General features: G+C 69.2%; 31 protein-coding genes. 14 read left to right on the plus strand and 17 right to left on the minus strand.

Annotated elements, in window-relative coordinates:
• From GVN21_RS18935 to GVN21_RS18945, 3 genes are all read right to left on the minus strand, one after another.
• On the minus strand, positions 1–525 hold a 525-nt coding region (locus tag GVN21_RS18935; RefSeq protein ID WP_166576300.1), incomplete at its 3' end, for a nicotinate-nucleotide adenylyltransferase.
• The gene (locus GVN21_RS18940; RefSeq protein WP_166576301.1) at positions 491–1,765 is read right to left on the minus strand and encodes a glutamate-5-semialdehyde dehydrogenase; all 1,275 of its coding nucleotides are present in this window, start codon (positions 1,763–1,765) and stop codon (positions 491–493) included. The genes GVN21_RS18935 and GVN21_RS18940, both read right to left, overlap by 35 nt.
• A 71-nt stretch (positions 1,766–1,836) precedes the next feature.
• Entirely contained in the window at positions 1,837–3,279 is a 1,443-nt protein-coding gene (locus tag GVN21_RS18945; RefSeq protein ID WP_166576302.1) for an alpha/beta hydrolase, read from the minus strand.
• Positions 3,280–3,375: 96 nt separating this feature from the next.
• Between GVN21_RS18945 and GVN21_RS18950 the strand changes: the two genes are divergently transcribed.
• Together GVN21_RS18950 and GVN21_RS18955 are read left to right on the plus strand one after the other, a co-directional pair.
• A complete protein-coding gene (locus GVN21_RS18950; protein WP_166576303.1) occupies positions 3,376–4,020 on the plus strand; it encodes a hypothetical protein in 645 nt (214 codons plus the stop codon).
• Between the two features lie 91 nt (positions 4,021–4,111).
• Positions 4,112–5,359, plus strand: a complete 1,248-nt coding sequence (locus tag GVN21_RS18955; protein WP_166576304.1) for an acetyl-CoA C-acetyltransferase — start codon at positions 4,112–4,114, stop codon at positions 5,357–5,359.
• 58 nt (positions 5,360–5,417) lie between these two features.
• Here GVN21_RS18955 and GVN21_RS18960 read toward each other — a convergent pair whose 3' ends face one another.
• From GVN21_RS18960 to GVN21_RS18990, 7 genes are all read right to left on the minus strand, one after another.
• Positions 5,418–5,594 carry a hypothetical protein gene (locus GVN21_RS18960; protein WP_166576305.1) on the minus strand — a complete coding sequence of 59 codons (177 nt, stop codon included), beginning with the start codon at positions 5,592–5,594 and terminating at the stop codon, positions 5,418–5,420.
• A gap of 74 nt (positions 5,595–5,668) precedes the next feature.
• Positions 5,669–6,280 (minus strand): response regulator FixJ, encoded by a 612-nt coding sequence (gene fixJ / locus GVN21_RS18965; RefSeq protein ID WP_166576306.1) that lies wholly within the window; start codon positions 6,278–6,280, stop codon positions 5,669–5,671.
• Positions 6,273–7,523, minus strand: coding sequence for a PAS domain S-box protein (locus tag GVN21_RS18970; protein ID WP_240903028.1), 1,251 nt, complete (start codon positions 7,521–7,523; stop codon positions 6,273–6,275). Before GVN21_RS18970 ends, fixJ begins: the two co-directional genes overlap by 8 nt.
• Positions 7,524–7,810: 287 nt before the next feature.
• Positions 7,811–8,725 carry a DMT family transporter gene (locus GVN21_RS18975; protein ID WP_205690181.1) on the minus strand — a complete coding sequence of 305 codons (915 nt, stop codon included), beginning with the start codon at positions 8,723–8,725 and terminating at the stop codon, positions 7,811–7,813.
• A complete protein-coding gene (gene greA, locus GVN21_RS18980) occupies positions 8,722–9,201 on the minus strand; it encodes a transcription elongation factor GreA (protein ID WP_166576307.1) in 480 nt (159 codons plus the stop codon). The genes GVN21_RS18975 and greA overlap by 4 nt, the downstream gene beginning before the upstream one ends.
• 25 nt (positions 9,202–9,226) lie before the next feature.
• A complete protein-coding gene (locus GVN21_RS18985) occupies positions 9,227–9,670 on the minus strand; it encodes a response regulator (protein ID WP_166576308.1) in 444 nt (147 codons plus the stop codon).
• Positions 9,660–12,062: a PAS domain-containing protein gene (locus GVN21_RS18990; RefSeq protein WP_166576309.1), complete on the minus strand. Its 2,403-nt coding sequence runs from the start codon at positions 12,060–12,062 to the stop codon at positions 9,660–9,662. Before GVN21_RS18990 ends, GVN21_RS18985 begins: the two co-directional genes overlap by 11 nt.
• Before the next feature lie 167 nt (positions 12,063–12,229).
• Here GVN21_RS18990 and GVN21_RS18995 point away from each other — a divergent pair, with 167 nt between their 5' ends.
• Entirely contained in the window at positions 12,230–13,882 is a 1,653-nt protein-coding gene (locus GVN21_RS18995; RefSeq protein WP_166576310.1) for a M28 family peptidase, read from the plus strand.
• Here GVN21_RS18995 and GVN21_RS19000 read toward each other — a convergent pair.
• From GVN21_RS19000 to GVN21_RS19030, 7 genes are all read right to left on the minus strand, one after another.
• Positions 13,879–14,142: a hypothetical protein gene (locus GVN21_RS19000; RefSeq protein WP_166576311.1), complete on the minus strand. Its 264-nt coding sequence runs from the start codon at positions 14,140–14,142 to the stop codon at positions 13,879–13,881. The two genes, GVN21_RS18995 and GVN21_RS19000, sit on opposite strands and share 4 nt — an antisense overlap.
• 137 nt (positions 14,143–14,279) lie before the next feature.
• The gene (locus GVN21_RS19005; RefSeq protein WP_166576312.1) at positions 14,280–14,753 is read right to left on the minus strand and encodes a GFA family protein; all 474 of its coding nucleotides are present in this window, start codon (positions 14,751–14,753) and stop codon (positions 14,280–14,282) included.
• A gap of 11 nt (positions 14,754–14,764) precedes the next feature.
• Complete coding sequence (locus GVN21_RS19010; protein ID WP_166576313.1) at positions 14,765–15,445, minus strand: Fe2+-dependent dioxygenase; 681 nt, start codon at positions 15,443–15,445, stop codon at positions 14,765–14,767.
• A gap of 31 nt (positions 15,446–15,476) precedes the next feature.
• Positions 15,477–15,713 (minus strand): hypothetical protein, encoded by a 237-nt coding sequence (locus GVN21_RS19015; protein ID WP_166576314.1) that lies wholly within the window; start codon positions 15,711–15,713, stop codon positions 15,477–15,479.
• Positions 15,707–15,952, minus strand: a complete 246-nt coding sequence (locus GVN21_RS19020) for a hypothetical protein (protein ID WP_166576315.1) — start codon at positions 15,950–15,952, stop codon at positions 15,707–15,709. Before GVN21_RS19020 ends, GVN21_RS19015 begins: the two co-directional genes overlap by 7 nt.
• 140 nt (positions 15,953–16,092) lie before the next feature.
• Complete coding sequence (locus GVN21_RS19025) at positions 16,093–16,851, minus strand: hypothetical protein (protein ID WP_166576316.1); 759 nt, start codon at positions 16,849–16,851, stop codon at positions 16,093–16,095.
• A gap of 44 nt (positions 16,852–16,895) precedes the next feature.
• Complete coding sequence (locus GVN21_RS19030; protein WP_166576317.1) at positions 16,896–17,531, minus strand: XRE family transcriptional regulator; 636 nt, start codon at positions 17,529–17,531, stop codon at positions 16,896–16,898.
• A gap of 53 nt (positions 17,532–17,584) precedes the next feature.
• On the opposite strand from GVN21_RS19030, the gene GVN21_RS19035 reads away from it, so the two are divergent.
• The 11 genes from GVN21_RS19035 to GVN21_RS19085 all read left to right on the plus strand — a co-directional run.
• Positions 17,585–17,836, plus strand: a complete 252-nt coding sequence (locus GVN21_RS19035; protein ID WP_166576318.1) for a helix-turn-helix domain-containing protein — start codon at positions 17,585–17,587, stop codon at positions 17,834–17,836.
• Positions 17,829–18,314 carry a GcrA family cell cycle regulator gene (locus GVN21_RS19040; protein ID WP_166576319.1) on the plus strand — a complete coding sequence of 162 codons (486 nt, stop codon included), beginning with the start codon at positions 17,829–17,831 and terminating at the stop codon, positions 18,312–18,314. The genes GVN21_RS19035 and GVN21_RS19040 overlap by 8 nt, the downstream gene beginning before the upstream one ends.
• A gap of 13 nt (positions 18,315–18,327) precedes the next feature.
• Entirely contained in the window at positions 18,328–18,507 is a 180-nt protein-coding gene (locus GVN21_RS19045; protein WP_166576320.1) for a hypothetical protein, read from the plus strand.
• Positions 18,508–18,539: 32 nt separating this feature from the next.
• The gene (locus GVN21_RS19050) at positions 18,540–20,153 is read left to right on the plus strand and encodes a portal protein (protein ID WP_166576321.1); all 1,614 of its coding nucleotides are present in this window, start codon (positions 18,540–18,542) and stop codon (positions 20,151–20,153) included.
• The gene (locus GVN21_RS19055; protein WP_166576322.1) at positions 20,153–20,428 is read left to right on the plus strand and encodes a hypothetical protein; all 276 of its coding nucleotides are present in this window, start codon (positions 20,153–20,155) and stop codon (positions 20,426–20,428) included. Before GVN21_RS19050 ends, GVN21_RS19055 begins: the two co-directional genes overlap by 1 nt.
• Positions 20,421–21,284, plus strand: a complete 864-nt coding sequence (locus tag GVN21_RS19060; RefSeq protein ID WP_166576323.1) for a hypothetical protein — start codon at positions 20,421–20,423, stop codon at positions 21,282–21,284. The genes GVN21_RS19055 and GVN21_RS19060 overlap by 8 nt, the downstream gene beginning before the upstream one ends.
• Complete coding sequence (locus GVN21_RS19065; protein WP_166576324.1) at positions 21,281–21,448, plus strand: hypothetical protein; 168 nt, start codon at positions 21,281–21,283, stop codon at positions 21,446–21,448. The genes GVN21_RS19060 and GVN21_RS19065 overlap by 4 nt, the downstream gene beginning before the upstream one ends.
• Positions 21,449–22,572: 1,124 nt before the next feature.
• Complete coding sequence (locus GVN21_RS19070) at positions 22,573–23,457, plus strand: phage capsid protein (RefSeq protein ID WP_166576325.1); 885 nt, start codon at positions 22,573–22,575, stop codon at positions 23,455–23,457.
• A 165-nt stretch (positions 23,458–23,622) separates the two neighbouring features.
• The gene (locus GVN21_RS19075; protein WP_166576326.1) at positions 23,623–24,141 is read left to right on the plus strand and encodes a hypothetical protein; all 519 of its coding nucleotides are present in this window, start codon (positions 23,623–23,625) and stop codon (positions 24,139–24,141) included.
• Positions 24,142–24,291: 150 nt separating this feature from the next.
• Positions 24,292–24,891, plus strand: coding sequence for a hypothetical protein (locus GVN21_RS19080; protein ID WP_166576327.1), 600 nt, complete (start codon positions 24,292–24,294; stop codon positions 24,889–24,891).
• Positions 24,892–24,898: 7 nt separating this feature from the next.
• Positions 24,899–26,281: hypothetical protein (locus GVN21_RS19085; protein WP_205690182.1), on the plus strand; the 1,383-nt coding region annotated here is incomplete at its 3' end.

Here is a 26,281-nt window from a genome sequence, read left to right on the forward strand (position 1 = left end):
GGCGAAGCGTTTGGCGGCGGGGGAGAGGCGGGCTTTCAGCGAGGCCCAGGGGCGGGAGACCACGGCGACCGGGACTTCGGCCATCAGCTGGGTCCAGCCGCGCCAGCGATGGAGGTCCTTGAGGCTGTCGGCGCCCATGATCCAGACGAAATGGACGCCGGGGTGGCGGGCCTTGAGCAGCCGCAGGGTGTCGATGGTGTATTGCGAGCCCAGCCGGGTCTCGATGTCGCTGACGATCATACCGGGGCCACCGACCGCGGCGGCGACCTCGGCCAGCCGTTGCGGCAGCGGCGCGGTGTCCTTGCTGGCCTTCAGCGGGTTCTGCGGCGAGACCAGCCAGATGACGCGGTCGAGGCCAAGGCGGGTCATGGCCGTGCGGGCCACATGCAGGTGGCCCTCGTGAACCGGATTGAACGAGCCGCCGTAGAGGCCCACGCGCATTCCGGGCTTGAGGACGAATCCCGTCCGGAGGGCGGCCGGGCGGCCGGCCTCAGGGACGAGTCTGGCCGGTCCCGCGAACCACATACTTGAAGGTCGTCAGTTGTTCCGCGCCCACCGGTCCCCGGGCGTGCAGCCGGTCCGTGGCGATGCCGATCTCAGCCCCGAAGCCGAATTCTCCCCCGTCGGCGAATTGCGTCGAGGCGTTGACCAGCACGATGGCGCTGTCGACCTCGGCGATGAACTGTTCCGCCGCCGCCTCGTCCTCGGTCACGATGGCGTCGGTGTGGCCGGAGCCGAAAGACGCGATATGGGCGGCGGCGCCGGCCACTCCGTCGACCACCGCCACGGCCAGGATCGGGGCCAGGTATTCGGTGGTCCAGTCCTCGGGGGTCGCGGCCGTCATGGCCGGGGCGATGGCGCGGGCGGCCTCGTCGCCGCGCAGTTCGCAACCGGCGGCGGTCAGGGCCTCGGCCAGGGGCGGCAGCAGGCGTTCGGCGGCGGCCTTGTCAATGAGCAGGGTCTCGGCGGCGCCGCAGACGCTGACCCGGCGCAGCTTGGCGTTCACGATGATGTCGCGGGCCTTGGCGATGTCTGCGGCGGCGTGGACGAAGACGTGGTTGAGGCCTTCCAGGTGGCCCAGCACCGGGGCCCGCGCCTCGGCCTGGACCCGCGCCACCAGCCCCTTGCCGCCGCGGGGGATGATCAGGTCGATCTGGCGGTCGAGACCCGACAGGATCTCCCCGACGGCGTCCCGGTCGGTGGTGTGGACGATCTGCACGCAGCTATCGGGCAGGCCGGCGGCCAACAACCCCCGCGCCACGCAGGCGTGGATGGCCAGATTGGAGGTGATGCACTCGGACCCGCCGCGCAGGATCACCGCATTGCCGGCGCGGACACAGAGGGCGGCGGCGTCGGCCGTGACGTTGGGCCGGCTCTCGTAGATCATGGCCACCACCCCGATCGGGGTGCGGACCCGGGCGATATCCAGGCCATTGGGGCGGGTCCAGCGGGCGATCTCCGCGCCCACCGGATCGGGGATGGCAGCCACGGTCTCGATGGCCCTGGCCAGGTCCTCGACCCGGCCCTCGTCCAGCATCAGCCGGTCGAGCATCGGGCCGGAGACGCCGGCGGCTTTGGCGGCGGTCAGGTCGCGGGCGTTGGCGTCCAGGATGGCTTGCGCGCCGTCACGGATGGCGGCGGCCATGGCCCGGATGGCGGCGGTGCGCTGGTCAGCCGTGGCCAGCCGCAGGGCCCGCGCACCCTCGCGCGCCGACCGCCCCATGGCCAGCATCCTGCCCCGCAATGTCTGCCCGGCGTCGTCCATCCGCTCCGTGCTCGGATTTGCTCGCGATGAGCATTAGCGGGTTTGGGCGGGGGTGGATAGCGGCCGTAGGGTCAGGCCTCGCCGTAGTCGAAGGCGAAGGTCGGCGTCTCGCCGTCCAGGCAGCCGCCGTCCAGCTTGGCGGTGGGGTCCTGGAGGAACTGGCGGGTCAGCCTGCCGGCGCAGGCGCTCCAGAAGGTCACCCCGTGGGTGACGTTGGGGGCGACGAAGATCTGGCCCTTGCTGAATCGGGCGGCAGCGGCGCGCGCCAGGGCCGGCGGGCAGCCGGGATCGACCTCGGCGGCGAGGAACAGGGTGGGCACGTCGCTGGTCATGGCCACGCCGTCGCTGGCGTAGGGCTTGCCGACCGTCCAGGCCTCGCAGACGTCGAAGTAGCGGCTCATCGAGGGGACCAGCAGCCCCGCGATCGCATCGTCGCCCACGGCGGCGGTCCTGGCTTTGTCCTCGAAGGGCATCTCCTCCTTGCAGAGGTGGGTCAGGTGCTGGCCCTCGAAATAGGGGCTGCGGTCAGGCCGGTGGGCCTCCAGCGCCGAGAAGTCGCCCTTGGCCATGGCGGCGAGGTCGAAGGGCAGGCGCCGGGCGCCCTCGGCGCTGTAGGCGGCGTCCATCAGGAAACCTCCGAGGTCGTCGGCGGTGTAGCTGCGGCGCTTGCCCTTCTGGGGGCCGGCCAGGAAGCGGCGGGCCATCGCGTCCACATCGGCGGCCAGGGTGGGGTAGCGCCTGGCGCATTCGGCGTCGGCGGCGCATTTGGCGATGATCAGCCGGATCGCGTCGGAGACCATGGTCGGCCCGCCCTCGGCCCATTTGGCCTCGGGCGGCCAGGGCGAATCGAGGATGACGGCGCGGATGCCTTCGGGGGCATGGCGCAGGGTCGCCATGGCGATGCTGGTCCCGTAGGAGACGCCGAACAGGTCGATCTGTTTGTAGCCCAGCGCCTTGCGCAGGTCCTGGATGTCGAGGGCGACCTCGCGGGCGTTGTAGCGGCTGATGTCCACCCCGGCGGCCAGCTGGCGGGCGGCGCAGGCCTTCAGGCTTTCGGCGGCCCAGGGGGTCAGGGGGCCGGCGTCGTTCATCGGCACGGCGCCGCACTCGATCAGCGGCACGGCCAGGCCCGAGCCCCGCTGGTCGAAGAAGACCCAGTCCTGGTCGACGGCGATCCATTCCTTGGCCGCCGGGGAGCGCAGGACGCCGGCCGCCGACTCGACGATGTCGCCGCCCGGGCCGCCGTGCAGGAAGAAGACCGGCGGCTGGCCGGCGCGGGGGGCCGAGGCCTTGAGGACGACCACCGGGATGGCGACCCGGCGCGTGCTGGCGGTTCCCCGCGACTCATCGACGGTGAGCACACCGCAGACGGCCCGCGACAGGGCCGCTCCGAAATCGCCGACGCAGGGGGTGGTCTTCCAGACCGGCTTGGCCGCCTGGGCCGGGGCGGCGAGGGCGCCGGCCAGGACGGCGGCGGCGAAGGCGGCGGCGAGCGGGAGAAGGCGAGCGGGCACGAAGGCTCCTGTAGCGATTTGCGCCACCTTAGCGGTCGCGCCGCCCCGGACGCCAGCAGGCCTTCGCAACCAGGGCCGGTTCGCTATGATCGCCCGATGATGTTCCAGCGTCCCACCCGTCGCGCCGCGCTGACCGGCCTTGGCGTCGGCCTGATCGCCGGGCCGGCGCTCGCCGCTCCCAAGAAGGCCGCCCTCAACCCGGATGTCCGGAGCCATCCGGGCTTTTCCGCCTGGGAGGCCCTGCCGCCTGGCAAGGGCGCCCTGCCGCTGAAGAACCAGGTGGTGCTGGAGGGCGGGGGGAAGATGTCTCTGAAAGCCTGGCTGGAGGATCGGCCGGCGGTGCTGATCGTCTGGGCCAGCTGGTGCGGTCCCTGCATGGCCGACAAGCCCTATCAGGCGCGGATGGACCGCAGGCTGAAGGCGGCCGGCAGCCGGGCCCGCATCCTGTCTCTGCAGTGCTTCGACGAAGACGCCGACCCCAAGCTGGTGGCCCATCGGGTCAAGCGCCTGGGCGCCGAGAACCTGGCCAACGCCGTGGCCACCCCCCGGCTGGAGAGGGACGTCCTCAAATGGTTCGGCCCGGCCCGCACCGACGGCAAGCGGACCTATACGCCCAGCCTGGCCCTGATCGGCGGGGACGGGGCCACCCTCGCGACCTGCCAGGGCCGGCCGTTCACGCCCCAGGACAGGGAGTGGTGGCGCGAGCAGGCGGCCTTCGACCTGCTCAATGGTCTCGTCTGATCCCTTCCGCGTGCGTCAAACAAGCGCTTGAATGCCGTTGCGTGAGGCGCTTTAGGTGCGCCCAACTCAACCCGAAGACAGAGAGGCAACCATGCCCGAAGCCCTGATCATCGATGCGGTCCGCACCCCCCGCGGCATCGGCAAAATCGGCAAGGGAGCCCTGGCCGAGATCCACCCGCAGGAACTGGGCGCCACCGTCCTGAAGGCCCTGGCCGAGCGGAACAACATCAAGACCGAGGAAGTCGACGACATCTTCTGGGGCACCAGCAGCCAGGTCGGCATGCAGGGCGGCGACCTGGGCCGGATGTCGGCGCTGTCGGCCGGCTACAACATCAAGTCCTCGGCCATGACCCTCGACCGCTTCTGCGGCTCGGGCATCACCGCGGTGAACCTGGCGGCCCACGCCATCATGTCGGGCATGGAAGACCTGGTCATCGCCGGCGGCACCGAGATGATGTCCATGGCCGGCCGCCGCGCCCCGTCGGACGGCGCCCCGATGCTGATGGATCGCGGCAACAAGAAGCTGCGCGAGCTGCATCCCCAGTCGCACCAGGGCGTCTGCGCCGACGCCATCGCGACCCTGGAAGGCATCACCCGCGAGGACGTCGACGCCCTGGCCCTCGAAAGCCAGAAGCGCGCCGCCGCGGCCATCGCTGGCGGTCACTTCGATAAGTCGCTGGTCCCGGTCTACAACGCCGACGGCACCCTGGCCCTGGACAAGGAGGAGTTCCCCCGTCCGGAAACCACCGCCGAGGGCCTGGCCGGCCTGAAGCCGTCCTTCGCCGCCATGGCCGATGTGCCGCTGGACGAGGAAGGCACCACCTTCCGCAAGCTGATCACCGCCGTCTATCCGGACCTGGACATCCAGTTCATGCACCACGCCGGCAACAGCTCGGGCGTGGTCGACGGCTCGGCCGCCCTGCTGCTGGCCTCGCCGGAATACGCCAAGAAGAACGGCCTGAAGGCCCGCGCCAAGGTCATCGCGACCGCCAACATGGGCGACTCGCCGACCCTGATGCTCAACGCCCCGGTCCCGGCGGCGAAGAAGGTGCTGGAGAAGGCCGGCCTGACGGTCGACGACATCGATCTGTGGGAAATCAACGAGGCCTTCGCGGTGGTGGCCGAGAAGTTCATCCGCGATCTCAAGCTCGACCGCTCCAAGGTCAACGTCAACGGCGGCGCCATGGCGCTGGGCCACCCGATCGGCGCCACCGGCGCCATCCTGATCGGCACCATGGTCGATGAGCTGGAGCGTCGCGGCCTGAAGCGCGGCCTGGTCACCATGTGCGCCGCCGGCGGCATGGCTCCGGCGATCATCATCGAGCGCGTCGAGGGCTGATACGTCCGCCTCTGACGGCAGGCGAGGGCGGCGGGGAAACCCGCCGCCCTTCGTCGTTTCAGGCTGCCTGCCGGTGGGTCGGCTCGACGTCTGGGCGGCGGGCGGGGACGGACTGGGCGGGCTTGCGTTGGGCCTTGTCGGGCAGGCGGTTGACGAACCAGACCAGGGTCACGGTCACGAAGAAGACGGCGAAGGCGATCAGCACACCGGCGAGGTAGAGGGTCTGGAAGGTCATCGGGGGGCTCCTGTCTGGAGCCGGAAGATCGCGCCGGGCGGCTGTCCGCGAAATTCGTGGAAAAACCCTAAGGGCTACCCCTTAGCTTCGGCCAGCAGGCACATCCGGACCAGTTCAGACAGGGAGGCGGCCTGCATCTTGGTCATCACATTGGCGCGGTAGATTTCGACCGTGCGCGGGCTGATGCCCAGGTCGAAGGCGATGATCTTGTTGGGCTTGCCGGCCAGCAGGCCCTCCAGCACCTCGCCTTCACGGGCCGAAAGGGCGGCGCGCCGGGCCTGGACGGCCAGGCGATCCTGCTCGCGGCGCAGGTCCTCGGCGCCGGCCGACAGGGCCTGACGCAGGGCCGAGAGCAGGGCCTCGTCCTCGAAGGGTTTTTCGAGAAAGTCGATCACCCCGGCCCGCATGGCCTCGATGGCCAGGCTGAGGTCGGCGTGGCCGGTCATGACGATCACCGGCAGGGTGACACCGGCGGCCTTCAGCCGGCGGACCATCTCCAACCCGTTGACCTGCGGCATGCGCACATCGGTCAGGATGCAGCCGGGCTCCAGCTCGCCCACCCGGTCAAGGAAGGCCGGCGCCGACTCATAGCCGCGGGCCTTCAGCCCCTCCGCGTCGAGGAGGAACAACAGGCTGTCGCGCATCGCCTCATCATCATCCACGATGTGAACGACCGGCTCAGTCATCGGCAAGCTCTCCGGATTCGACGGCGCGCAGGGTGAACCGGAAGGTGGCCCCTCCGCCAGGGGTCTCTTCCACCCACAGCCGACCGCCATGGGCCTCGACGATGGTGCGGCAGATGGACAGGCCCACGCCCATGCCGGACGGCTTGGTGGTGATGAAGGGCTGGAACAGGCGGCCCTCGACCTCCGGGTCGATGCCCGGCCCGGTGTCGGAGACGCTGACCAGGGCCATGCGATCCTCGGCTGGACTGAGCCGCACGGTCAGATCGCGGCGCAGGCTGTTTTCCATGGCGTCGATGGCGTTGCGCAGCAGGTTCAGCGCCACCTGCTGGATCTGCACCCGGTCGGCCAGCACCAGGTCGACTTCGGGGTCGAACAGGAAGCGGACGATGACCCCCTGCTCGCGGGCCCCCACCAGGCCCAGGGCGGCGGCCTCCTCGACGATCCGGGGCAGGCTTTCAAGGCGCCGTTCGGTCTCGCCCCGGGAGGCGAACTCGCGCAGGCGACGGATGATCTCGCCGGCGCGCAGGGCCTGCTCAGCGGCCTTGTCGAGGCCGGTGCGGGCCTTCTCGGCCTGGCCGGCGCCAAGCAGGCGGCTGGAGCCCTTGAGGTAGTTGGCGATGGCGCCCAGCGGCTGGTTCAGCTCATGGGCCAGGGCCGAGGCCATCTCGCCCATGGCGGTCAGGCGGGAGACGTGGATCAGCTCGCCCTGCAGCTCCTGCAACCGGGCGTCGGTGGCCTGGCGCTCGGTCAGGTCACGGACGAAGCCGGTGAAGAAGCGGCCCTCCTCGGTGCGAATCTCGCCGACCGCCAGCTCCATGGGGAAAGTCGAGCCGTCGCGCCTCTGGCCGACGACCACCCGGCCGATGCCGATGATCCGGGGTTCGTTGGTCCGGTAGTAGCGGGTCAGGTAGCCGTCATGCGCCTCGCGGTGCGGCTCCGGCATCAGCAGGCTGACGTTGCGGCCGACGATCTGGGCCGAAGGCCAGCCGAACAGCCGCTCGGCGGCGGCGCTGAACGATCGGACCAGGCCCTCCGCGTCAATGACGATCATCGCGTCGGGGATGGTGTCGAGGATCGAGGCCAGATGGGCCTCGCGCTCGGCCAGGTGACGGTTGACGGCGTCGGCCCGGCGGCGGGCGCGCTGGAAAATCTCGCCGCCGGCGACAATGGCCGCCCCGCCGAGAGCAAACAGACCCGCGGCGGTCGTCTCGGCGCCTTGCACAAGGCCGGCGACCAGCCCCATGGCCGCCGCCGCCAGCCCGGGCCACAGTCCCCCGGCGGCCGAGGCCAGCACGAGCGCGGGGATGAACAGCAGGAAGGCGGCGCCCGGGTCCAACGCCTCCCCCAGCGCGAGCCGGGTGACGACCGCCGCCCCGATCGCGGCGACGGCGAGCAGCAGGGCCAGCCAGAAACGGCTACCCTCGGAGTTTGCGGCAGAAGACACGCCTGACTCTATACGGGACCGCCGCGCCGGCGGCGACCTAAGGGATACCCCGTAAGAGCAACATCGAGATGTTTCCGGGCCTCGGACTAGCGAGCGGCCGACCGGCGCCCCGCCCAGGCGGTGGCGCCGATGCCCGTCGCGATCAGGGCCACGCCGATTGCGTGGTAGCCATGGAAGGGCTCGCCCAGCAGGGTGATGGCCAGCACCGCGCCGAAGACGGGCATCAGGTGCATATACTGGCCGGCGGGGGCGGAGCCGATCAGCTCGACCCCCCGATTGAAGCAGAGGTAGGCCAGGAAGCTGGGGAAGAGGGCGACGTAGAGGATGCCGCCGAGCGCCGTCGGGGTGGGGGCGAAGGTGCGGCCCTGGATCAGTTCGTGGGCATAGAAGGGGGCGATGACCAGGGCGGCGAGGATGAAGGTGACGAGCAAAAGGCTCAGCGGATGAACCTGCGGGCGGCGCCGCAGGAGCAGGCTGTAGCCGGCATAGAGCACCACCCCGATGAGGATGATCCCGTCGCCGGGGTTCAGGCGAAGGTGGAGCAGGTCCCAGGGCCGGCCCTCGCTGATCACCACCAGGACGCCGGCCAGGGAGAGGGCGACGCCGACCAGGGCGCCGACGCCGATGCGGTCGCGCAGCAGGACGAAGCCGAAGAACAGGATCAGGGGCGGGATGGCCGCCTGCATCAACAGGCTGTTGAGGGCGGTGGTGCTCTCCAGGCCCCAGTAAAGCAGGGCGCCGAAGCTGGCGACGCCGGAGACGGCCAGCAGGATCACCGTCTTCCATCGGCGACGCAGCTCGGGCCAGTCGCGCTTGAGGTGCGGCCAGGCGAGGGGGGCGACCAGCAGACTGGCCAGGACCCATCGCCAGAAGGTCAGGGTCATCGGAGGGACAACCCCGGCCAGGGCGCGGCCGGCGATGGAGTTGCCGGCCCAGAACAGCATGGTGATGGCCAGCAGCAGCGGAGCGGTGCGCCATAGGCCCGCGCCGAGGCCGCTCAAGCGCCGATCGCCACGATCTCGACCTCGCCGCCGGCGACCAGGGCGGTGTCGCCCTCGCCCTTGCCCAGCAGGGCCTGGGCGAGGGGAGAGACCCAGGAGACGCTGCCCTTGGCCGGGTCGGCCTCGTCCTCGCCGACGATGCGGAAGGTCTGGCGGCGGCCGTCCTCGCGGTCGAAGGTGACGGCGCAGCCGAACTGGACCGTGTCGCAGCTCTCCGGCGGGGCGGTCAGCTGGGCGCTGGCGCGGCGGGCGTTGTAGTAGCGCAGGTCACGGGTGGCGCGGGCCATCGCGGTGCGGTCTGCGGCGACGTCGCCCTGCTGGGCGGCGCGATAGGCGGCCTGGGCGGCGGCCAGGGCTTCCTCGAGCTGGGCCAGACCGGTGGCGGTGACGAGGTTGGGGTGGGTGGAGATCGGGCGGTCGGGCAGGTCTGCCGCGTTGGCCTCAAGATCTCCTTCCTTGGTGAAGGCGACGCTCATGTCGTCTTGTAGGCCGGGAGCCGGGCTAGAGGAACAACTCCTTGTCCGAGCCGGATTCCTGCAACGGCGGTGGAGCCGCCTCGTGGCGGGGTGTCGACGGCCTCAACAGCCGGCGGACGCGGCGCAGCAGCAGCTGGTCGTTGAACGGCTTCGCCAGATAATCCTTGGCGCCGAGGCCGATGGCCTTGCGGACGTCCTCGACCGCGTTGCGGGCCGTCAGCATCAGGGTCGGCGGCGGGACGCGGCCGGCGTTGCGCAGGGTCTCGAGCACCTGGAAGCCGTCCATGCGCGGCATGCTGACGTCCAGGAGCATGGCGGCGGGGCGGTGCGAGGATAGGAGGGTGATGGCCTCGATCCCGTCCCTGGCCATGACCGGCATCAGGCCGTCCAGTTCAAGGCGGATGCGCAGGAGGTCGCGGACCAGCTCATCATCGTCCACGACCAGGACCACGGGGGAGTCATGCCGCATGGTGGCTCTCCAGGGCGGACGGACCCTCCAGGGCCTGGACGATGGCGGCGCGAAGGGCGGCCGGTTGGATGGGCTTGTCGACCAGGCCGGCGAACACCGGGTCCAGGTCGCCCGGGCGCTGGGCCGAAAAGGCGAGGATGGGGATGCTGTCGTTGGGACCGTCGCCATTGCGGATGGCGCGGGCGGCCTCCGTGCCATCCAGCCCGGGCATACGCAGGTCCATCAGGATGACGTCGAAGATGTCGTCGGCCGCGACGCGCACCGCTTCGCCGCCGTCCGAGACCAGCTGGCATTGGGCGCCGAACGCGTCCAGCAGGGCCTTGGCCAGCTTCAGGTTGGCCGGGTTGTCGTCGGCCACAAGGACGCGGAGGCCGGCGAGGTCGGGCTGGCTGCCCGGTTCGATGGCCGAGGCGGGCGCTGAAGCCTGGGCGAGGGAGGCGGGCAGTTCCAGCCAGAAGGTCGAGCCGCGGCCGACGGCGCTGTCCACCCCGACCTGGCCCCCCATGGCCTCGGCCAGCCCGCGACAGATGGCCAGGCCCAGGCCGGTGCCGCCGTGGCGGCGGGTTGAGGAGCCATCGACCTGGGAGAACTTGCGGAACAGCAGATCCTGGCTGGCCGGCGGGATGCCGACGCCGGTGTCGACCACCTCTATTCGTATCCGGTCGTTGGCCCAGGCCAGCCGGACGGCGACCCCGCCCTCGTCCGTGAACTTCACAGCGTTGCCGACCAGGTTGAGCAGGATCTGGCGCAGGCGGGCAGGATCGAGCCGGAGGGTCGGGGGCGTGGGGCCTTCCAGTGACAGGGCGAGACCCTTGGCCTGGGCGGTGGCTTCGAAGAGTTCGAGGGCGTCGCGGGCGACGGCGCCGACGTCGCAGGGCTCCGGCCGGATTTCGATCTCGCCGGCCTCGAGCTTGGAGAAGTCGAGGATGTCGTTGACGGCGGCCAGCAGGGCCCGGCCGCCGGTCTGGATCCGGCGGACATAGTCCTGGGCCTGAGGCGACAGGTCTGGGAGAGCGGTCAGGAGGCCGGAGAAGCCGATGACCGAGGTCAGAGGCGTGCGGATTTCGTGGCTCATGTTGGCCAGGAACTCGGCCTTGGCGGCGGCGGCCGCCTCGGCTTCGGCGCGGGCGGCGAGAAGTTCAGCCTCCATGGCCTTGCGGGCGGAGACGTCGCGGATCACGGCGATCATCTCCGAGGGTTGGCCGTCGGCGTCGCGGAGCAGCTTGAAATGGGTCTCCACCCAGATGACGCCGCCGTCCTTGCGCACAGCGCGATGCTCGACCTTGCTGTGCTCAGCCCCGCCGGCCATGGCGGCGTAGACGTCCAGGATCAGGCCGCGGTCCTCCGGATGGACGAAGGACTGGGCCGTGCGGCCGACCATCTCGGACGGCCTGTAGCCCAAAAGGTCGGTGATGGCCGGAGAGATGTAGCCGCTGCGGCCGTCGAGCCGGACGCGGGTGATGACATCGCCCATGTTGTCGGCCAGCAGCCGGAAGCGGGCCTCGCCGCGGCGGGCGTCGTTCAGGAGGTTGGCGTGTTCGGTGATGTCCTGGAAGACGCCGAGGACGGAGATCACCTGCCCGGTGTCATCCAGCTCACAGGTCGCCCGGCTGATGACCGTCCGTTCACGGACATTTTCGTCGATCAGCCTGGCCTGAAACTCGAAGTCCTGGCCGGTGACGGCGGCCCTTTCCAGGCTGGCGGTGACGAGAGCGCGGTCGTCGGGATGGTAGAAGCCTATGGCGGAGTCGAGGTTGGGGTCGAAAGTCTCGCGGGTGACGCCGTGGATGGCGTAGACCGCGTCGGACCAGGTGACATGGCCCGTGGCGCAGTGATAGCGCCAGGCTCCGACGCCCGACATCTGTCCGGCCAGGCGCAACAGGGCCGCCTCGCGCTCGGCCCGGCGGCCGCGTTGGCGGGTTTCCAGGGCCTCGACCACCATTTCACCCAGGGCTGCGAGCCGCGCCAGCTGACGGTCAGAGGGCCGGGGGCGGGGCTTGGTGTCGAGGACGCACAGGGTTCCGATGGCGGCCCCGTCGGCGGTGGTCAGCACAGCGCCGGCGTAGAACCGGACACCCATCTCGCCGGTGACGGCGGGATAGTTGTGAAACACCGGATGGCGGGTCGCGTCCTCGACCACCAGGACCTGGCCCGGCGTCAGCCGAAGGGCATGGTCGCAGAAGGCTTCCTCGCGCGGGGTCGAACAGGCGTCGAGCCCGATGCGGGATTTGAACCATTGCCGGTGCTCGTCGATCAACGAGACCAGGGCCATCGGCGCGTCGAACAGGTCGGCGGCGAGGGCGGTCAAGCGGTCGAAGGCGGGATCGGCGGGAGTATCGAGGATTTCGAAGGCCCGGAGGGCCGCGAGACGGGCGAATTCGGACTGGGGCACGCTGGAACTCCGTAGGGACGGATTCCTGACTCCACAGGGCTGAAAAGGTCTTAACCGCCGGTGCGGCGGGCCGACGCAGACCCGGGATGGGCTGTCACCATTGCGTGTAGTTGCGTTGGAAGGGGCCGTTCAAAGGGGCTAACAAGGCAGACCACAGGGAGTTTTCGATGCGCCTCGCCCTTGCTCTGACCGCCATCTTGCTCGTGGCCGCGCCCGCTTGGGCGGGGGAAATCGATGGCAAGACCCTGTCGGAGGATACTCGCATCCTGGCCTCGGACGACTTCGAGGGGCGCTCGCCCGGGGCGGCGGCGGAGCCGAAGACGATCGAGTACATCATCAAGCGCTACAAGGAATCGGGACTGGAACCGGCCGGAGACAATGGCGGCTGGACCCAGACCGTGCCGATGGTGCGCACCCAGGTGCTGCCCGACCCGGCGCTGTCGGCGAAGGTGGGCGGGAAGGCGCGGCCGCTGGAGATGCTGAAGGACATCTACGTCAACACCGTGCGGCCGACCGAGGCGATCAAGGTTGTGGACCTGCCCATCGTGTTCGTCGGCTATGGCGTGCATGCGCCGGAGCGGGGCTGGGACGACTGGAAGGGCGTCGATGTGAAGGGGAAGATCGTGGTCTTCCTGATCAACGATCCGGATTTCGAGGCTCAGGCGGGCGATGATGCGGCCGGCAAGTTCGGCGGCAAGGCGATGACCTTCTACGGGCGCTGGGTCTACAAATACGAGGAGGCGGCGAGGCGGGGGGCGGCCGGGGCGCTGATCGTCCATGAGACGCCGGGAGCCGGCTATGGCTGGGTGACGGTGATCGCGCCGCGCGGCTCCAACCTGGACGTGGCTCGGGCCGACGGCGGGGCCGGGCGCGTGCCGTTCCAGGGCTGGCTGGAGCGGGGGGTGGCGGCGGAGCTGCTGGCTTCCGGCGGGCTGGACCTGGAGACCCTGAAGAAACAGGCGCGGACGGCGGGGTTCAACCCGGTCGAGCTAAAAGGGGTGACCTTCAGCGCCGACTTCAAGGTGTCGGTGAAGCGGGTCGAGAGCCGCAATGTGCTGGGCAAGATCCCCGGCGCTAAGCGGCCGAACGAGAGCATCGCCTACGCGGCCCACTGGGACGCCTATGGCATGGCGGACCAGCCCGATGCGCAGGGGCGGCGGGTCAAGGCCGGGGCGTTGGATGACGCCATCGGGGTGGCCGGGCTGTTCGAGATCGCGCGGGTGCTGAAAGCCGGGCCGGCGCCGGAGCGCACGGTGCTGTTCGCCGCCTGGACGGGTGAGGAGCAGGGCCTGCTGGGGTCGGAATGGTTTGCGCAGCACCCGACCGTGCCGCTGGAGACCATGGCCGGGGCCTATACCCTGGATGTGCTGCAGCCGGTGGGGCTGTCGCGGGATGTGGTGCTGATCGGGGCCGGGCAGAACGAGATGGAGGACGGGCTGGCGGTGGCGGCCAAGGCGCAGGGCCGGGTGATCACGCCGGACGCCAAGCCGGAGCGCGGGCTGTTCTATCGCGCGGACCATTTCTCGCTGGCCAAGCGTGGGGTGCCGGTCATCCTGATCATGGCGCTGGGCGGCGGGCCGGACCTGGTGGTGGGCGGCCGGGAAGCCGGCGACAAATGGGTCAGCGACTATACGGCCACCGCCTATCACCAGACGGGCGACGCCTGGAGCCCGGACTGGGACCTGAGCGGGGCGGTTCAGGACGTCGAACTGGTGCTGGAGGCCGGCAAGGTCCTGGCCAACTCTACCGACTGGCCGAACTGGAAGGCGGGCTCGGAGTTCGGGTCAGTGCGCGAGCGCTCGGCCGGGTCGAGGCCTTAGGCCTCGACGGTCGCCGCTTCCAGGCCGCTGTCGACCACCTGGCCGATGCGGGTGGGAACGCCCAGAACGTACATGACCCCGTCGGTGAAGCGGATGTCGGTGTCGCCGAACAGCGGGCTGCGCTTGATCAGCACGGAATCGCGTAGGGTAAGACGCAGCACCAGATCGGCGGGGGCTGAGCCCGCCGCCAGGGCCTCCTCGATCATGCGCTTCAGGTCCTTGACCATCGGCGGAGCGGGAGCGACTGCGGGTTTGGCCATGGATTGCGCCTTGGGTCCGACGCCCCGCAACGCGGGGCTAGGATCGAACCCTTGTGGCGGCAAGGCCGCCAACGACCGTCAGGTCGCTGACACAAACTAGCAGCAATCGGCGGTGAACGGCGGATTATCTGGCGAGGTCATCCGTCGCCGAGGATGACCTTGCGTCGGGCGAGACTGTCCGGGGACCACTGGGTGTGCATGTCGTAGTAGACGTCAAAGGCCGGCGCGGCGGTCGGCAGAACGACCCAGGGCAGCTTGGAGCGGGTGAAGATGTGGGCGTCCGGAGGGAGGGCGGCGGGCTGGTCCAGGGTTCCGACCCGGACGAAGCGCAGGGACGGACGGCGGCCGTAGTCGCTCCATACGGCCGTGCGGCAGGCAGGGCAGCGATAGACGTCGTGGGGGCGGCCGCTGGGGGTCGGCACGGCGACCGGTTCCGGGACCCCCTCGCGCAGGGCAATGCGGTCGGTTTCGATCAGGGCGTTGATGACAAAAGCGCTGCCGGTCTGCCGCTGGCAGTCGGTGCAGTGGCAGCAGTTGACGAACATCGGCGGGGTGGAGAGGGCGTAGCGAACCTGCCCGCAGGCGCAGCCTCCCGCCAGATGGTTCATCATGTTCTGCTCCCTCAGGCTTCGGCCCATCGGCGGAGCAGGTTATGGTAGACGCCGGTCAGCGCAACCATGCTTTCATGCCCATCGCCCACCTCGCCGCGCAGGCGCTGCAGGGCCAGGTCCATGTCGAACAGCAGGGCGCGGGCGCCGTCGTCGCGGACGTGGCTCTGGATCCAGAAGAAGCTGGCGGTGCGGACGCCTCGGGTGACCGGGGTGACCTGGTGCAGGCTGGTGGCCGGATAGAGGATCATCGAGCCGGCGGGGAGCTTTACGGCGTGGGCGCCGTAGACATCCTCGATGACGAGCTCCCCACCGTCGTAGTCTTCGGGATCGGAGAGGAAGAGGGTGGCCGACAGGTCGGTGCGCAGGCGCAGGCCGCTGGGCAGGGTGCGCAGGGCGTTGTCGACATGGGTTCCGAAGCTGTGATCGCCGGCGTAGCGGTTGAACAGGGGAGGGAAGACCTGGGCCGGCAGGGCGGCAGACTGGAACAGCAGGTTGCCGGCCAGGGCGCGCTCGATCTCGGCGCCGAGGGCGCGGGCGACCGGGTCGCTGTCTGGAAGCTGCAGATTGTTCTTGGCGAGGGCCGACTGGTAGCCGGCGGTCATCCTGCCGTCGGCCCAGCCGGCGGTGTCCAGCGCCGCCTGGAAGCGGGCGACCTGTTCGGGGGTCAGGACGGTCTCGATCTGGATCAGCATCCCGGCGGCGTACGCTAGTTGCGAGTTTCTATCAACTAGGGGCTTCCACCAGGGTGGCGAGGACGGCCTGGGCGTCGCGCAGGCAGAGACGGTGATGGAGGTCGCACTGGCCCCGGTGCCAGTCGGCGAGGCGGCGCAGTTCGTCCAGCCTCATGGGGCGGCAGCCGACGGCACGACCGGCGACGGTGAGGGGGATGGGGCCGCCGAGGGCGAAGATCTCGCCGCCGCAGGTCCAGTAGCGCGCGGTGGTGTCGGGGACGCTCAGCATGGGCCGGGCTCCGCCCCGCCGGCGATGCGAAAGGCGCGGCCCTGGCACTCGAGCCAGCCCTGGCGAGGGGCGGGCGGGGGAAGGCGGCGGGCCAGGCGCAGGCCCTGACGATCATAGCTGTAGGTCAGTCCGCCGTCAGCGGAGGGTTGGAAGAAGACCTGGCCGTAGTCGGGCTCCGGCGAGCCGTCGGGCCGGCGGCGGGGCAGGGTGGCGAACCAAGCCGGGTCGCAATGCGACACCGGGCGCGCGGCGCATTCTGGTGTCAGAGGCGGTTCCTCGCGGGATGGGATGTGGGGGAGGGTGAGCTTCCCTAACTGTATAAAATATACAGTGTCCTGTCAAGGCGCGATGGCGGCTTTAGTGGGCTGGCGAGTTTGGATCAGTGACGGCGAGCAGCGATGATCGAGATCACAAGCATGGCGACCGCGGCGCCGGCGGCGGCGAGAGCGACCTGAGGCTTGTCCGTCCGCTCGGCAACCCAGACCGCGACGAGGCCCCAGGCGATGGGCAGGCCGTAGGCGATATGGCCCAGCCGCCAGACGACCGCCGAGCCGACCAGCAGCACCCCGCCGATCCCCGCCAGGGCGGCGACCTTGGCGCTATCAGGACCGATGACGTCCCAGGCGGTGAGGACCGTCAGCAGGTTGAGGGCGCTGGCGATGGTCAGCCAGCCGGCGAGCAGGCCGAGCGGCCAGAAGATAAGGGCGTGGCTGACGCGGCCCAGACCATCCTTGTGGTTCGCCGCCCGCAGTAGACCGAAGATCATGGTAATCGCCGAGGCGAAGATGACCACAACCGTGAGGGCCTTGATGTTCAACGCCGCGACCACCAGCCAGAGGGCGCACCCCGCCGTGGCGATCGCGGATGGCCAGGCCACGGACTTGAGCGCTGGGGTTTCGGGCGCCGCCTTCAGCGCTTGCCAGACGGCATAGACGAAGAGGGCGAAATAGATGAGCCCCCAGATGGAGAAGGCGTAGGGGGCCGCCCGCAGCGTCTCATCGCCGTCTGCGGCGAAGGCGTTCGTCGGCAGGCCGATGCCGGTCCAGGACAGAACAGGCGCGGTCATGATCGCCGCGACCACCGACGCTAGAACGGCCCAGGAGCGGAGCTGCGGCTTTTCGGGACGGTCGAAGGTCATGGATGTCATTCACGCCCAACGCGGATTGCGGCCCTTAGTTTCAGCTATACCCGCAGGCCCTGGAAGGGCAGGGCCCAAAGTAATTCCACGTCCTCGATCGGAGGGTAGCGGGTGTTTATGCTTTCCAGGGTCCAGAGGCCGGGGGCGGCGCCCCGGCGGAGGATCTTGACCATCTTCCGACCATCGGCGAGGCGGGCCATCACCTCCTGCCCGACCAGGGGGCTGGGGTCGTCGTAGCGGCGGCCGAAGATCAGGTGCTCGCCGTGCCGGAAGCGGGGCATCATCGAGTCCCCGTCGACGATCAGCACGATGCCATCCTCGGGGACCATGGGGTCCAGCCAATCGGCGGCCGCGCCCATCTCATAATCATCATCGAACAGGGCCTCGGCGCCGGCGGCGACCTTGCCCAGCACCGGCAGGCCGGCGCGCTTGGCCTTCATCGCGCCCTTACCGGCGTAGAGCCATTCGGCCCGCACCCCGAAAGCGCGGGCGTAGTCCTCGGCCTTGCGGAAGGAGAAGCTGGCGTTGCCGTTTTCGTTCGAGGCGTAGGTGTTGAGGTTCCAGCCGTGCAGGCGGGCAGCCTCGGCGGCAGAGGAAAGGCCCTTGCCCCGACGGGCGCGACGCAGGCGCTCGGCGGCCGCAGCGTGGGGGGGCGAAAGCGAGTCAGACGGCGGGCTCATGTAGGAAACCTACGCGAAATCCTGTATGTTGTCTACAGATGCGGGTTGTATCGATGCTGTATTTTTCGTACAGTACGGTCATGCGCAGTCACAGCGACATTATTACCGCCGCCGGCGGACCCGCGCGGCTGGCCCGGGGGCTGAAGGTCCCCTCCAACCGTATCAACCAGTGGAAGCGTCTGGACTCGATCCCGCCCCGCTACTGGCCGGCAATCGCCGGGCGAGGGCTGGCCAGTCTCGAGGAACTGGCGGCCGCAGCGGCAAACCGGCCTCGCGCCAAAGCCAAAGAGCAACAGCATGCATAGTGAAGTCCTGTCCGGCGCGGCGCCCGCTCGCCGGCCCCAATGGCCGTCCGATCGTCTGGCGCAACTGCGCGGGCTGTTCGAGGGCGACCTGACCCATCAGGCGATCGCCGAGCGGATGGGCCTGGCCAAGGGGGCCGTCAGCGCGAAAATCTCCCGACTGGGTTGGCGGCGCGGCGAGACGGTCACGCCGGCGGCCATGCCTGCGGTGGCGACGGAGCTGATCCCGGAGACCGGCAGGTTCAAGCGGCTGGAGGCGCTGAAGGCCGGCGAATGCCACTGGCCTACTGTCGAGGACGCCCAGGGGGTGCAGCTGTTCTGCGGCTGCCGGCGGGCGGACGCCTCCTCCTACTGCGCGGGACATCTGAGCCGCGCCCATCGCCGGCCGCGACCCTGGGAGCGCCAGGCGCTGGAGCCCGCGCGGCGGCCGCCGCCCAAGGAAGGTCTGGGCTGGGACCGGTTCGCCGATCACCCGGCCTGAAGAGAGGAGCCCCATGGAACCCGATACTCGTCCGCTCAAGCCGACCCCGCCGCCGCCGACCCTGAACGAAGCGCGGCTGCGGGCCGAACAGGATGACCGCCTGCGCCAGCGGCGTGGTCGGTCCGCCACCTTCCTGTCCAGCGCGCTGGGCCGGGCCGAAGGCGGGGTGGCCACCCGCACCTTGATGGGCTGAACGCCCGATCACTTTTCAATCCGGAGACTTGAGTGACCGACAGCCGCGCCGAAGACGTCTTGCGCCGACAGGCGGCCATGGAGGCCGAGCGCGCCGTGCTGGACGGCCATTGCCAGGAGGTGGCCGAGCGGGTGCTGACCCGCCACAGTGAGTTCGGCGGCCGCCGCCCGCAGGGCGGCAAGCGGGAGCAGCAGGTGTTCGACAGCACCGCCCCGCTGGCGCTCGACAAGTTCGCGGCCGCCATCGAGAGTATGCTGACTCCCCGAACCAGCCGCTGGCACGAGCTGTCCCTGGGCGGATCATCGGCGCCGGAGCCGGTGCGGACCTGGCTGGCGGCGGTGAACGACGTGCTGTTCCGGGCTCGCTATGCGCCCGACGCCAACTTCGCCAGCCAGGCGCATGAGACCTATGTGGGCCTAGGCGCCTTCGGCAACGGGGCGTTGTTCGTTGACGAGGAGGTGGGCGGGGGCCTGCGCTATCGGTCGGTTCCGTTCGCGGAGACCTGGTTCGCCGAGAACTTCCAGGGGGTGATCGACACCGTCCACCGCAAGTTCGAGCTGACGGCCCGCCAATGGGTGCAGCGGTTCGGCGAGGAGACCCCCGACAGCATCGCCAAGGCGGCCGAGACCGAGCCGCACCGCAAGTTCGAGCTGATCCACTGCGTGCAGCCTCGGGCGGACGCCGACTGGAGCCGGCGCGACTGGCGTGGGATGGCCTTCGCCAGCTGGTACGTCTCGTTCGAGGGCCGCAAGCTGCTGCAGGAGCGTGGCTATCGGACCCTGCGCTATGCGGTGGCCCGCTACGTGACCGCGCCGCGCGAGGTCTATGGCCGGGGTCCGGCGATGACCGTGCTGGCCGACATCAAGACGGTCAACGAGCAGCAAAAGACCCTGCTGCGGACCGGCCAGCTGGTGGCGGAGCCGCCCCTGCTGTTGTCCGACGAGGGTGGACTGACGGCGTTCAAGCTGGCGCCCAGGGCCATTAACCGCGGCGCGCTGGGGATGGACGGGCGGGAGCTGGTGCGGCCGCTACAGATCGGGGCCAACATGCCGATCACCCTGGAGATGATCAGCCAGACCCGCGAGAGCATCAACCAGGCCTTTCTGGTCACCCTGTTCCAGATCCTGGTCGAGACGCCGCAGATGACCGCCACCGAGGCGATGCTGCGGGCGCAGGAGAAGGGGGCGCTGCTGGCGCCGGTGATGGGGCGCCTGCAGTCGGAGCTGCTGGGGCCGCTGATCCAGGCCGAGTTGGACATCCTGGCCGGGGCCGGGGTGCTGCCGCCGATGCCGCCTGAGCTTGAGGGGCTGGAGGATGTGGTCGCCGATATCGACTACACCTCGCCGTTGGCCCGGGCCCAGAAGTCCGACGAAGGGCTAGCTATCCTGCGGCTGCTCGAGGACGCGGCGACGGTCGGGCAGTTCGACCCGTCGGCGGCCAAGATGATCCGGGGGCCGGAGACCTTGCGTCGATTGGCGGAGATCCGCGGCGCGCCGCCGGACCTGCTGCGCAGTGAAGAAGAGATGGAGGCGCTGGCCGAGCAGGATGGGCGGATGGCCCAGCTGCAGGCGATGCTGAGCGCCGCCGGCCAGGCGGCGGGCGTGGCCAAGGACGCCGCGGCGGCCGGCCTGGTGGGAGAGGGCTGATGGAGATCCTTCACCCGCTGCTGCGGCGCAAGCGCGCCTACCAGGGTCTGTTCGGCGACGGCTCGCACGGCGAGGCGCGGGCGGTTCTGGCCGATCTCAAGCGCTTCTGCATGGTTCCCGAGGCGCCGGTGGCGCGGGGCGTCGACGGCGCGGTCGATCCGCTGGCCTCGATGCGGCTGATCGGGCGCCAGGAGGTGTTCAACCGAATCCGCGCCATGGTCGCGATCGACGACCGGGCCCTGTTCAACCTGAGGGAAGAGGTCGTCGATGAGTGATGAAGCCGTATCGATCAGTGGGCTGATGGAAGAGGCGGAGGGGCCGGTGGGGACCCCCTCAGTCAGTCGCTCCGCGCCTGACAGCTCCCCCGAGGGGGGAGCAACTGGCTCCGGGTTCCTGGATCATTTCAACGATCCGGGCACGCGGTCCTACATGGAGCGCAAGGGGTTCAAGGACGTCGAGGCGCTGGGGGCGAGTTTCGCCTCGCTGGAGCGGATGGTGTCGAACGACAGTCGCCGGGTGGTGCTGCCGGCCGGCGAGGAGGATGCGGAAGGATACGAACGCGTATTCACCGCGCTCGGCCGTCCGGCCTCGGCCGAGGAGTACGGTTTCGACCAGCTGATGGGAGCCGATCCGGAGTTTGCCCAGCGAGCTTCGGAATGGCTGTTCGAGGCGGGGGTCGGCAAGGGCCGGGCCGGGGCGCTGGCCGAGAAATGGAACGCCTATGTCGGCGAGCGGGAGGCGGCGGCGCAAGCGGCGTTCGCGGCCCAGAGCGAGGCCGACTGGGAGGATCTGCGCGGCGAATGGGGGCCGAAGTTCGCCGAGAAGACTGAGCTGTTCCGGCGCGGGGCGCTGAGCTTCGGGCTGAACCGCGACGAGATGGCGGCGATCGAGATGGGGCTGGGCACCCGGCGCACCGCGCAGCTGTTCTCACAGATCGGCCAGGGCCTGGCGGAGGATCGCTTCATCGAAGGCGAGGGCCGCGGCGGGTTCGGGATGAGCCGGGAGCAGGCCGAAAGTCGAATCGCCGCCCTGCGCCGCGACCAGGCCTGGCAGGCGCGCTGGATGTCCGGTGGGGCGGACGAGAAGGCCGAGTGGTCGCGGCTGACCCGGATCGCGGGAGGCGAGCGATGAGCCAGCAGGAGCAATGGGTCGAGGCGCGGCTGCGGCTGGAGGCGCTGAAGCTGGCGCATCGGTTCGACCGGGAGACCTGGCAGGTGCTGGCCGTGGCCGAAGCTTACGCCGCCTGGCTAGCCCCGCCGCCGCCGAATCCGATAGCAGCAACCAAGGCGACCTGAGGTTTGAAACGACGTCACTCGACGGTTGGCCATTCGTTGAAAGAAAGCTAGGTTCTAGAGCAGTATCTTCGGAGGGGGCGATGCATAGTGGGTCGTGGCTGGCTTTTGGAGTGTCAGCCGTCTTCATGGGCGGGCTTTCGGCTGCCGAGGCGCAGACTTACCCAGGGGCTTCATTGGGCGGTAGGGTCTATAGTGGCCAATATACCTGCCAAGGATTGCCTCGGGCCGTTCCGATCAAGGTCACTATCTGGCCGGGCGCACCTGGCCAGCTGACAGGCTTGGTTGAATCAGGCGGCGATGGGTCGCCACGTGGTTCCTATCGTGTCGCCGTGCGGCAATTGGGGCCTACGAGTTACAGGTTGGATCCGACTGGCTGGGTTATCAGACCCGATGGCCACGTGAATGCTCCAATCCGGGTGGAAGTTCTGCAGAACCAGATTCGGCTGGTGTTCGATGGGCCTTGTCCATCAACGATCCTGCAGTACGCCAGCGCTACAGGCGCAGGGTCTTATGCGACGGCTACTGCGCCCGTCCAGCCTCCGCCCCCGCCAGTTCGACCTCCTGCGCCCAAGGCCACAGTGGCCGCCCCAGCCCAGAAGCCGGCACAAGCGAAGCCTGCACGCCGCCATCCGCCAGAATGGTATACAGGCGCGGTCATTGCGAATAACCCCAAAACAAAACATTGTTTGAAACGCGTAAAGAAATCTACAGATATAACGACAAACTACAAAGGTTACTATTCTAACGGTGGTACAGTTTACAATAGTCCCTACACAACTTATGATCGCCATGATTATGAAGTGCTGGAAAATACCTGTGGCTTCAATGTAAACATCACCATGGCGTGCGATATTGGTTCGTATGGCCGAATGGACGATGAGGTCCTGGCTCCTGGGAAGTCGAGGAGCGCGCCTAGTCGCGGCGGATGGTGTAATCTTATAGTCAGATAGAGTTATTTGAAGCGAGCATTCGTCGCAAGAATCAAGTCGACACTCACCGAGTGATGGTGACTTGAGATATCAATACTGCCCAAGGGAAAGCCTTGGTGCGAAGTTCTTACGGACCCGCGATCACGCGGACAAGCCGATCCCAAACCAACCCTTTGAGATCGGAGATTTGTGTCCATGACGGACTTCAGCGGTCACTATCGTATCGAGTTCGCCAAGACGGCGAGCCTGCTTCTGCAACAGCGCGGATCGAAGCTGCGCAACCATGTGATGGTCGGGGCGCACAAGGGCGAGGGGGCTTCGCCCGTCGACCAATACGGTGTCACCGAGGCGCGCGAGCGCACCGGCCGGGCGGTGCCCAAGGAGAGCAGCAACACGCCGGTGGATCGGCGCTGGGCCTATCCGCGGTTCTTCGACTGGTCGGACATCATCGATAACATCGACCTGTTGCAGACGGCCTCGGATCCGCAGAACCCGCTGGTGCAGGCCTGCACCGCCTCGCTGGGGCGGCGGATCGATGATGAGATCATCCGCGCCTTCTTCGCCGACGCGCGCACGGGCAAGCAGGGTGGGACGACCACGTCCTTCCCGAACGGCCAGCAGGTGAGCGCCGACGTCGGCGGGGCGGCCAGCAAGCTCAGTGTGCTGAAGCTGCGGGCAGCCAAGAAGCTGTTGATGGCCAACGAGGTGGATCTGGCCAGCGACCAGGTCATCTGTGTGGTCAACTCCACGCAGCATGACGCCCTGCTGGGCGAGATGCAGATCACCAGCGCCGACTACAACGGCGGCGACAAGCCGGTGCTGAAGGACGGGATCATCACCCGGTTCCTGGGCATCGACTTCGTTCACTGCGAGCGGCTGACCCTGTCCGGCGCCAACCGGCGGGTGCCGATCTACGCCAAGAGCGGCATGCACCTGGGCGTCTGGTCGGACGTCACCACCGACATCGGGCCGCGCCGCGACCTGGAGGGCAATCCGATGGAGGTGACCGGCTCGGTCACCGTCGGCGCCACCCGGACCGAGGAGAAGAAGGTCGTCGAGGTGCTCTGCGCCGAGAGCTGACGGCCGAAGGCCGGAGTGGGGGAAGCGCCGGCGCTGAACGTGCTCGGCGCGGACTCCCTGACCGCCGGCGCTGCCCCCACCACCACGCGCGTATTCGCGCGCGGTCCCCCGCCCCCGGAGGGGGCGGAACTGGATCGCGTTCGCTTCCAACATCGAGGAACCTTCATGGCAACCGCCAACACCAAATCCACCGCCGTCACCAACCGGGACGCCAGTCCGCGCGTGCCCAGCCCTGCCCATCTGGTGCGGGGGCCGCTGTTCGAGGCTATCGGGACCGTCGAGGTGGCCGTGGCCGATGACAACGGCTCGGTCTATCGCTTCGCCCGGCTGCGCAGTTCGGACCGGGTGTCGCAGATCACCGTGTTCAACGACGCCATCACCGGCGGCACGGCCTATGACGTCGGCCTCTATCGTACCGCCGATGATGGCGGGGCGGCGGTCGATGACGATCTGTTCGCCAGCGCTATTGACCTGTCCTCGGCGCCCTCGGTCGCCTCGGCCGGGACCGAGGTGATGTACGAGGCCACGGCGGCCAACATCGACAAGATCGAGAAGCGGCTGTGGGAGCTGGTCGGGCTCAGCGCCGATCCGCAGGTCGACTATGACCTGGCCCTGACCGGCGACACCGTCGGGTCGGCGGCCGGGACCATCAGCGTGCGGGTGCGGTTCACCGGCGGGTACTGAGGCGCGGCGCCGACCGCGCCAGAACGCGGGCTTGCCTGACGAGCCGGCGCTGCCCCCTCCACCACCCTGCTACGCCTAAGGCTTCGCAGGGCGGTCCCCCTCCCCCGTCGCTGCGCGCCGGGGGAATTTCCAAAGCCAGGATAAGACGGAATGCCCACATCCCAGACCGCGGTCGGCAACGCGGCCCTCGGCAAGCTTGGCCAGGGGGCGGTGCTGTCGTTTGATGACCCGGACGATCGGGCGCGTTGGCTGAAGAGCCGGTTCGGCGATGTGCGGGACCTGACCCTGCGGGCCAATCGCTGGCATTTCGCCATGGCGCGGGCGCGGCTGAGCGCGGAAGCGACCGCGCCGGCGTTCGGCTATCAGCGGCAGTTTCCGCTGCCGGGCGACTGCCTGCAGCTGGCCGAGGTGGGCGGGGTGGCGACCACGCCGGGGCTGGGCGACCATGGCGGCGGCCGACCGGCGTTTGCCCTGGAGGGCGGGCGGATCCTGACCGATGCCGCGGCGCCGCTGGAGATTCGCTATGTGCGCCGCGTCGAGGACGTGGCGGCCTGGGATCCGCTGTTCGCGGAAGCCGTGGCCTGCCGGCTGGCGTTCGACCTGGCGGAGAAGCTGACCCAGTCCTCGGGCAAGAAGGAAGCGGCGCTGCGGGACTATCAGCTGGCCGTGCGCGAGGCGGTGCGGGTCAACGCCATCGAGGCGGCCCCGGAATCCACGGCCGATGGGTCGTGGATTCTGGCCCGGTTGTGAGGCGCCGATGAAGGCCAATCCCGCCATCACCTCGTTCAACGCCGGGCTGCTGTCGCCGTTGCTGGGCGGGCGGCCGGACCTGGAGCTGTGGCGCTCGGGGCTAAGCCGTTGCGACAACCTCATTCCGCGGGTGCAGGGGGCGCTGCAGCGCGCGGCCGGCAGCCTGTTCATCGGCGAGGTCAAGGACAGCACCGAGCGCTGCTGGCTGGCGCCGTTCGTGTTCAGCCAGGCGGACGCCTTCGTGCTGGAGTTCGGGCCGGGGTACATCCGCTTCTTCCGCAATCGAGGACGGCTGATCGACGAGGCGGAGAACATCCATGAGATTGAGGCCCCGTATCTGGCCGCCGACCTGACCCGGGCCGACGGCAGTTTCGGGGTGCGGATGGAGCAGTCAGGGGACGTGGTCTACCTGGCCTGCGCCGGGCATCCGCCGATGGTGCTGAAGCGGTTGTCGAACCTGAACTGGCTGCTGGAGCCATTCGAGGCGAAGGGGGGGCCGTTCGAGGATCAGAATACGGACGAGGCGGTGACGGTCAGCGCCAGCGGGACCATGACGGTCGGCGGAACGGTGACCCTGACCGCCAGCAGCAACCTCTTCGAGGCCGGCCATGTGGGCGGGCTGTTCGAGATGGACCTGAAGGACGGGGCGGACGTGCGGGCCTGGCAGGTGCGGACGACCACCGATGTCGGGGACTATCGGCGGGCGGACTTCCGCCACTACCGCTGCACCCAGGTGGGTCCAGTGGACACCACGGACAAGCCGGCGATCTGTGGCGAGGAGCTGCCAGTCAACACGCGCGGCAAGTACTGGGACGGCACCGGAGAGGAGCAGAAGGGCGACGGGGCGGTCGGCTCGATCGGGGTGGAGTGGGAGTATCTGCACTCAGGCTATGGCCATGTGCGGATCACCGCGGTGGCCAGCGGGACGGAGGCGACCGGGGAGGTCGTCTCGCGGCTGCCCGAAGCGTTGGCGACGCAGGCGACCCATCGCTGGGCGTTTGGCGCCTGGTCGGCTGCGGCGGGCTGGCCGGACAATGTTTGTTTCTTCCGGGAGCGGCTGAGCTGGTTCCGGGGCCAGCAGGTCTGGCAGTCGGTGGCCGGGGATTTCGGGAATTTCGAGGCGCGCACCCATGGGGAGGTGGCGCCGGACAATGCGGTGGTGCTGTCGATCCAGTCGGCGCAGGGCAATCCAGTCGAATGGGTGACGCCGACCCGGTCGGTGCTGTTCGTCGGCACCAACGGCGGGGAGCACAGCCTGAAGGCCCAGGCCAGCAACAGCCCCTATGGGCCGGGCAATACCCAGCAGGATCCCGAAACCGCCTGGGGCGGCGTCACCCATTCGACTGGATTGCCCTGCGCCGACTGGATCGACAGCACCACCGCATTGTCC

The organism is Caulobacter sp. SLTY (genome assembly GCF_009905535.1).
Lineage (GTDB): Bacteria > Pseudomonadota > Alphaproteobacteria > Caulobacterales > Caulobacteraceae > Caulobacter.

Bases quoted from the DNA above. Each gene is read 5' to 3' on its own strand.
- GVN21_RS18940 (WP_166576301.1), bottom strand. From the start codon at position 1,765: ATGGACGACGCCGGGCAGACATTGCGGGGCAGGATGCTGGCCATGGGG.
- GVN21_RS18950 (WP_166576303.1), top strand. From the start codon at position 3,376: ATGATGTTCCAGCGTCCCACCCGTCGCGCCGCGCTGACCGGCCTTGGC.
- GVN21_RS18955 (WP_166576304.1), top strand. From the start codon at position 4,112: ATGCCCGAAGCCCTGATCATCGATGCGGTCCGCACCCCCCGCGGCATC.
- GVN21_RS18960 (WP_166576305.1), bottom strand. From the start codon at position 5,594: ATGACCTTCCAGACCCTCTACCTCGCCGGTGTGCTGATCGCCTTCGCC.
- fixJ (WP_166576306.1), bottom strand. From the start codon at position 6,280: ATGACTGAGCCGGTCGTTCACATCGTGGATGATGATGAGGCGATGCGC.
- GVN21_RS18970 (WP_240903028.1), bottom strand. From the start codon at position 7,523: ATGGGGCTGGTCGCCGGCCTTGTGCAAGGCGCCGAGACGACCGCCGCG.
- greA (WP_166576307.1), bottom strand. From the start codon at position 9,201: ATGAGCGTCGCCTTCACCAAGGAAGGAGATCTTGAGGCCAACGCGGCA.
- GVN21_RS18985 (WP_166576308.1), bottom strand. From the start codon at position 9,670: ATGCGGCATGACTCCCCCGTGGTCCTGGTCGTGGACGATGATGAGCTG.
- GVN21_RS18995 (WP_166576310.1), top strand. From the start codon at position 12,230: ATGCGCCTCGCCCTTGCTCTGACCGCCATCTTGCTCGTGGCCGCGCCC.
- GVN21_RS19000 (WP_166576311.1), bottom strand. From the start codon at position 14,142: ATGGCCAAACCCGCAGTCGCTCCCGCTCCGCCGATGGTCAAGGACCTG.
- GVN21_RS19005 (WP_166576312.1), bottom strand. From the start codon at position 14,753: ATGATGAACCATCTGGCGGGAGGCTGCGCCTGCGGGCAGGTTCGCTAC.
- GVN21_RS19010 (WP_166576313.1), bottom strand. From the start codon at position 15,445: ATGCTGATCCAGATCGAGACCGTCCTGACCCCCGAACAGGTCGCCCGC.
- GVN21_RS19015 (WP_166576314.1), bottom strand. From the start codon at position 15,713: ATGCTGAGCGTCCCCGACACCACCGCGCGCTACTGGACCTGCGGCGGC.
- GVN21_RS19025 (WP_166576316.1), bottom strand. From the start codon at position 16,851: ATGACCTTCGACCGTCCCGAAAAGCCGCAGCTCCGCTCCTGGGCCGTT.
- GVN21_RS19030 (WP_166576317.1), bottom strand. From the start codon at position 17,531: ATGAGCCCGCCGTCTGACTCGCTTTCGCCCCCCCACGCTGCGGCCGCC.
- GVN21_RS19035 (WP_166576318.1), top strand. From the start codon at position 17,585: ATGCTGTATTTTTCGTACAGTACGGTCATGCGCAGTCACAGCGACATT.
- GVN21_RS19040 (WP_166576319.1), top strand. From the start codon at position 17,829: ATGCATAGTGAAGTCCTGTCCGGCGCGGCGCCCGCTCGCCGGCCCCAA.
- GVN21_RS19045 (WP_166576320.1), top strand. From the start codon at position 18,328: ATGGAACCCGATACTCGTCCGCTCAAGCCGACCCCGCCGCCGCCGACC.
- GVN21_RS19055 (WP_166576322.1), top strand. From the start codon at position 20,153: ATGGAGATCCTTCACCCGCTGCTGCGGCGCAAGCGCGCCTACCAGGGT.
- GVN21_RS19060 (WP_166576323.1), top strand. From the start codon at position 20,421: ATGAGTGATGAAGCCGTATCGATCAGTGGGCTGATGGAAGAGGCGGAG.
- GVN21_RS19065 (WP_166576324.1), top strand. From the start codon at position 21,281: ATGAGCCAGCAGGAGCAATGGGTCGAGGCGCGGCTGCGGCTGGAGGCG.
- GVN21_RS19070 (WP_166576325.1), top strand. From the start codon at position 22,573: ATGACGGACTTCAGCGGTCACTATCGTATCGAGTTCGCCAAGACGGCG.
- GVN21_RS19075 (WP_166576326.1), top strand. From the start codon at position 23,623: ATGGCAACCGCCAACACCAAATCCACCGCCGTCACCAACCGGGACGCC.
- GVN21_RS19080 (WP_166576327.1), top strand. From the start codon at position 24,292: ATGCCCACATCCCAGACCGCGGTCGGCAACGCGGCCCTCGGCAAGCTT.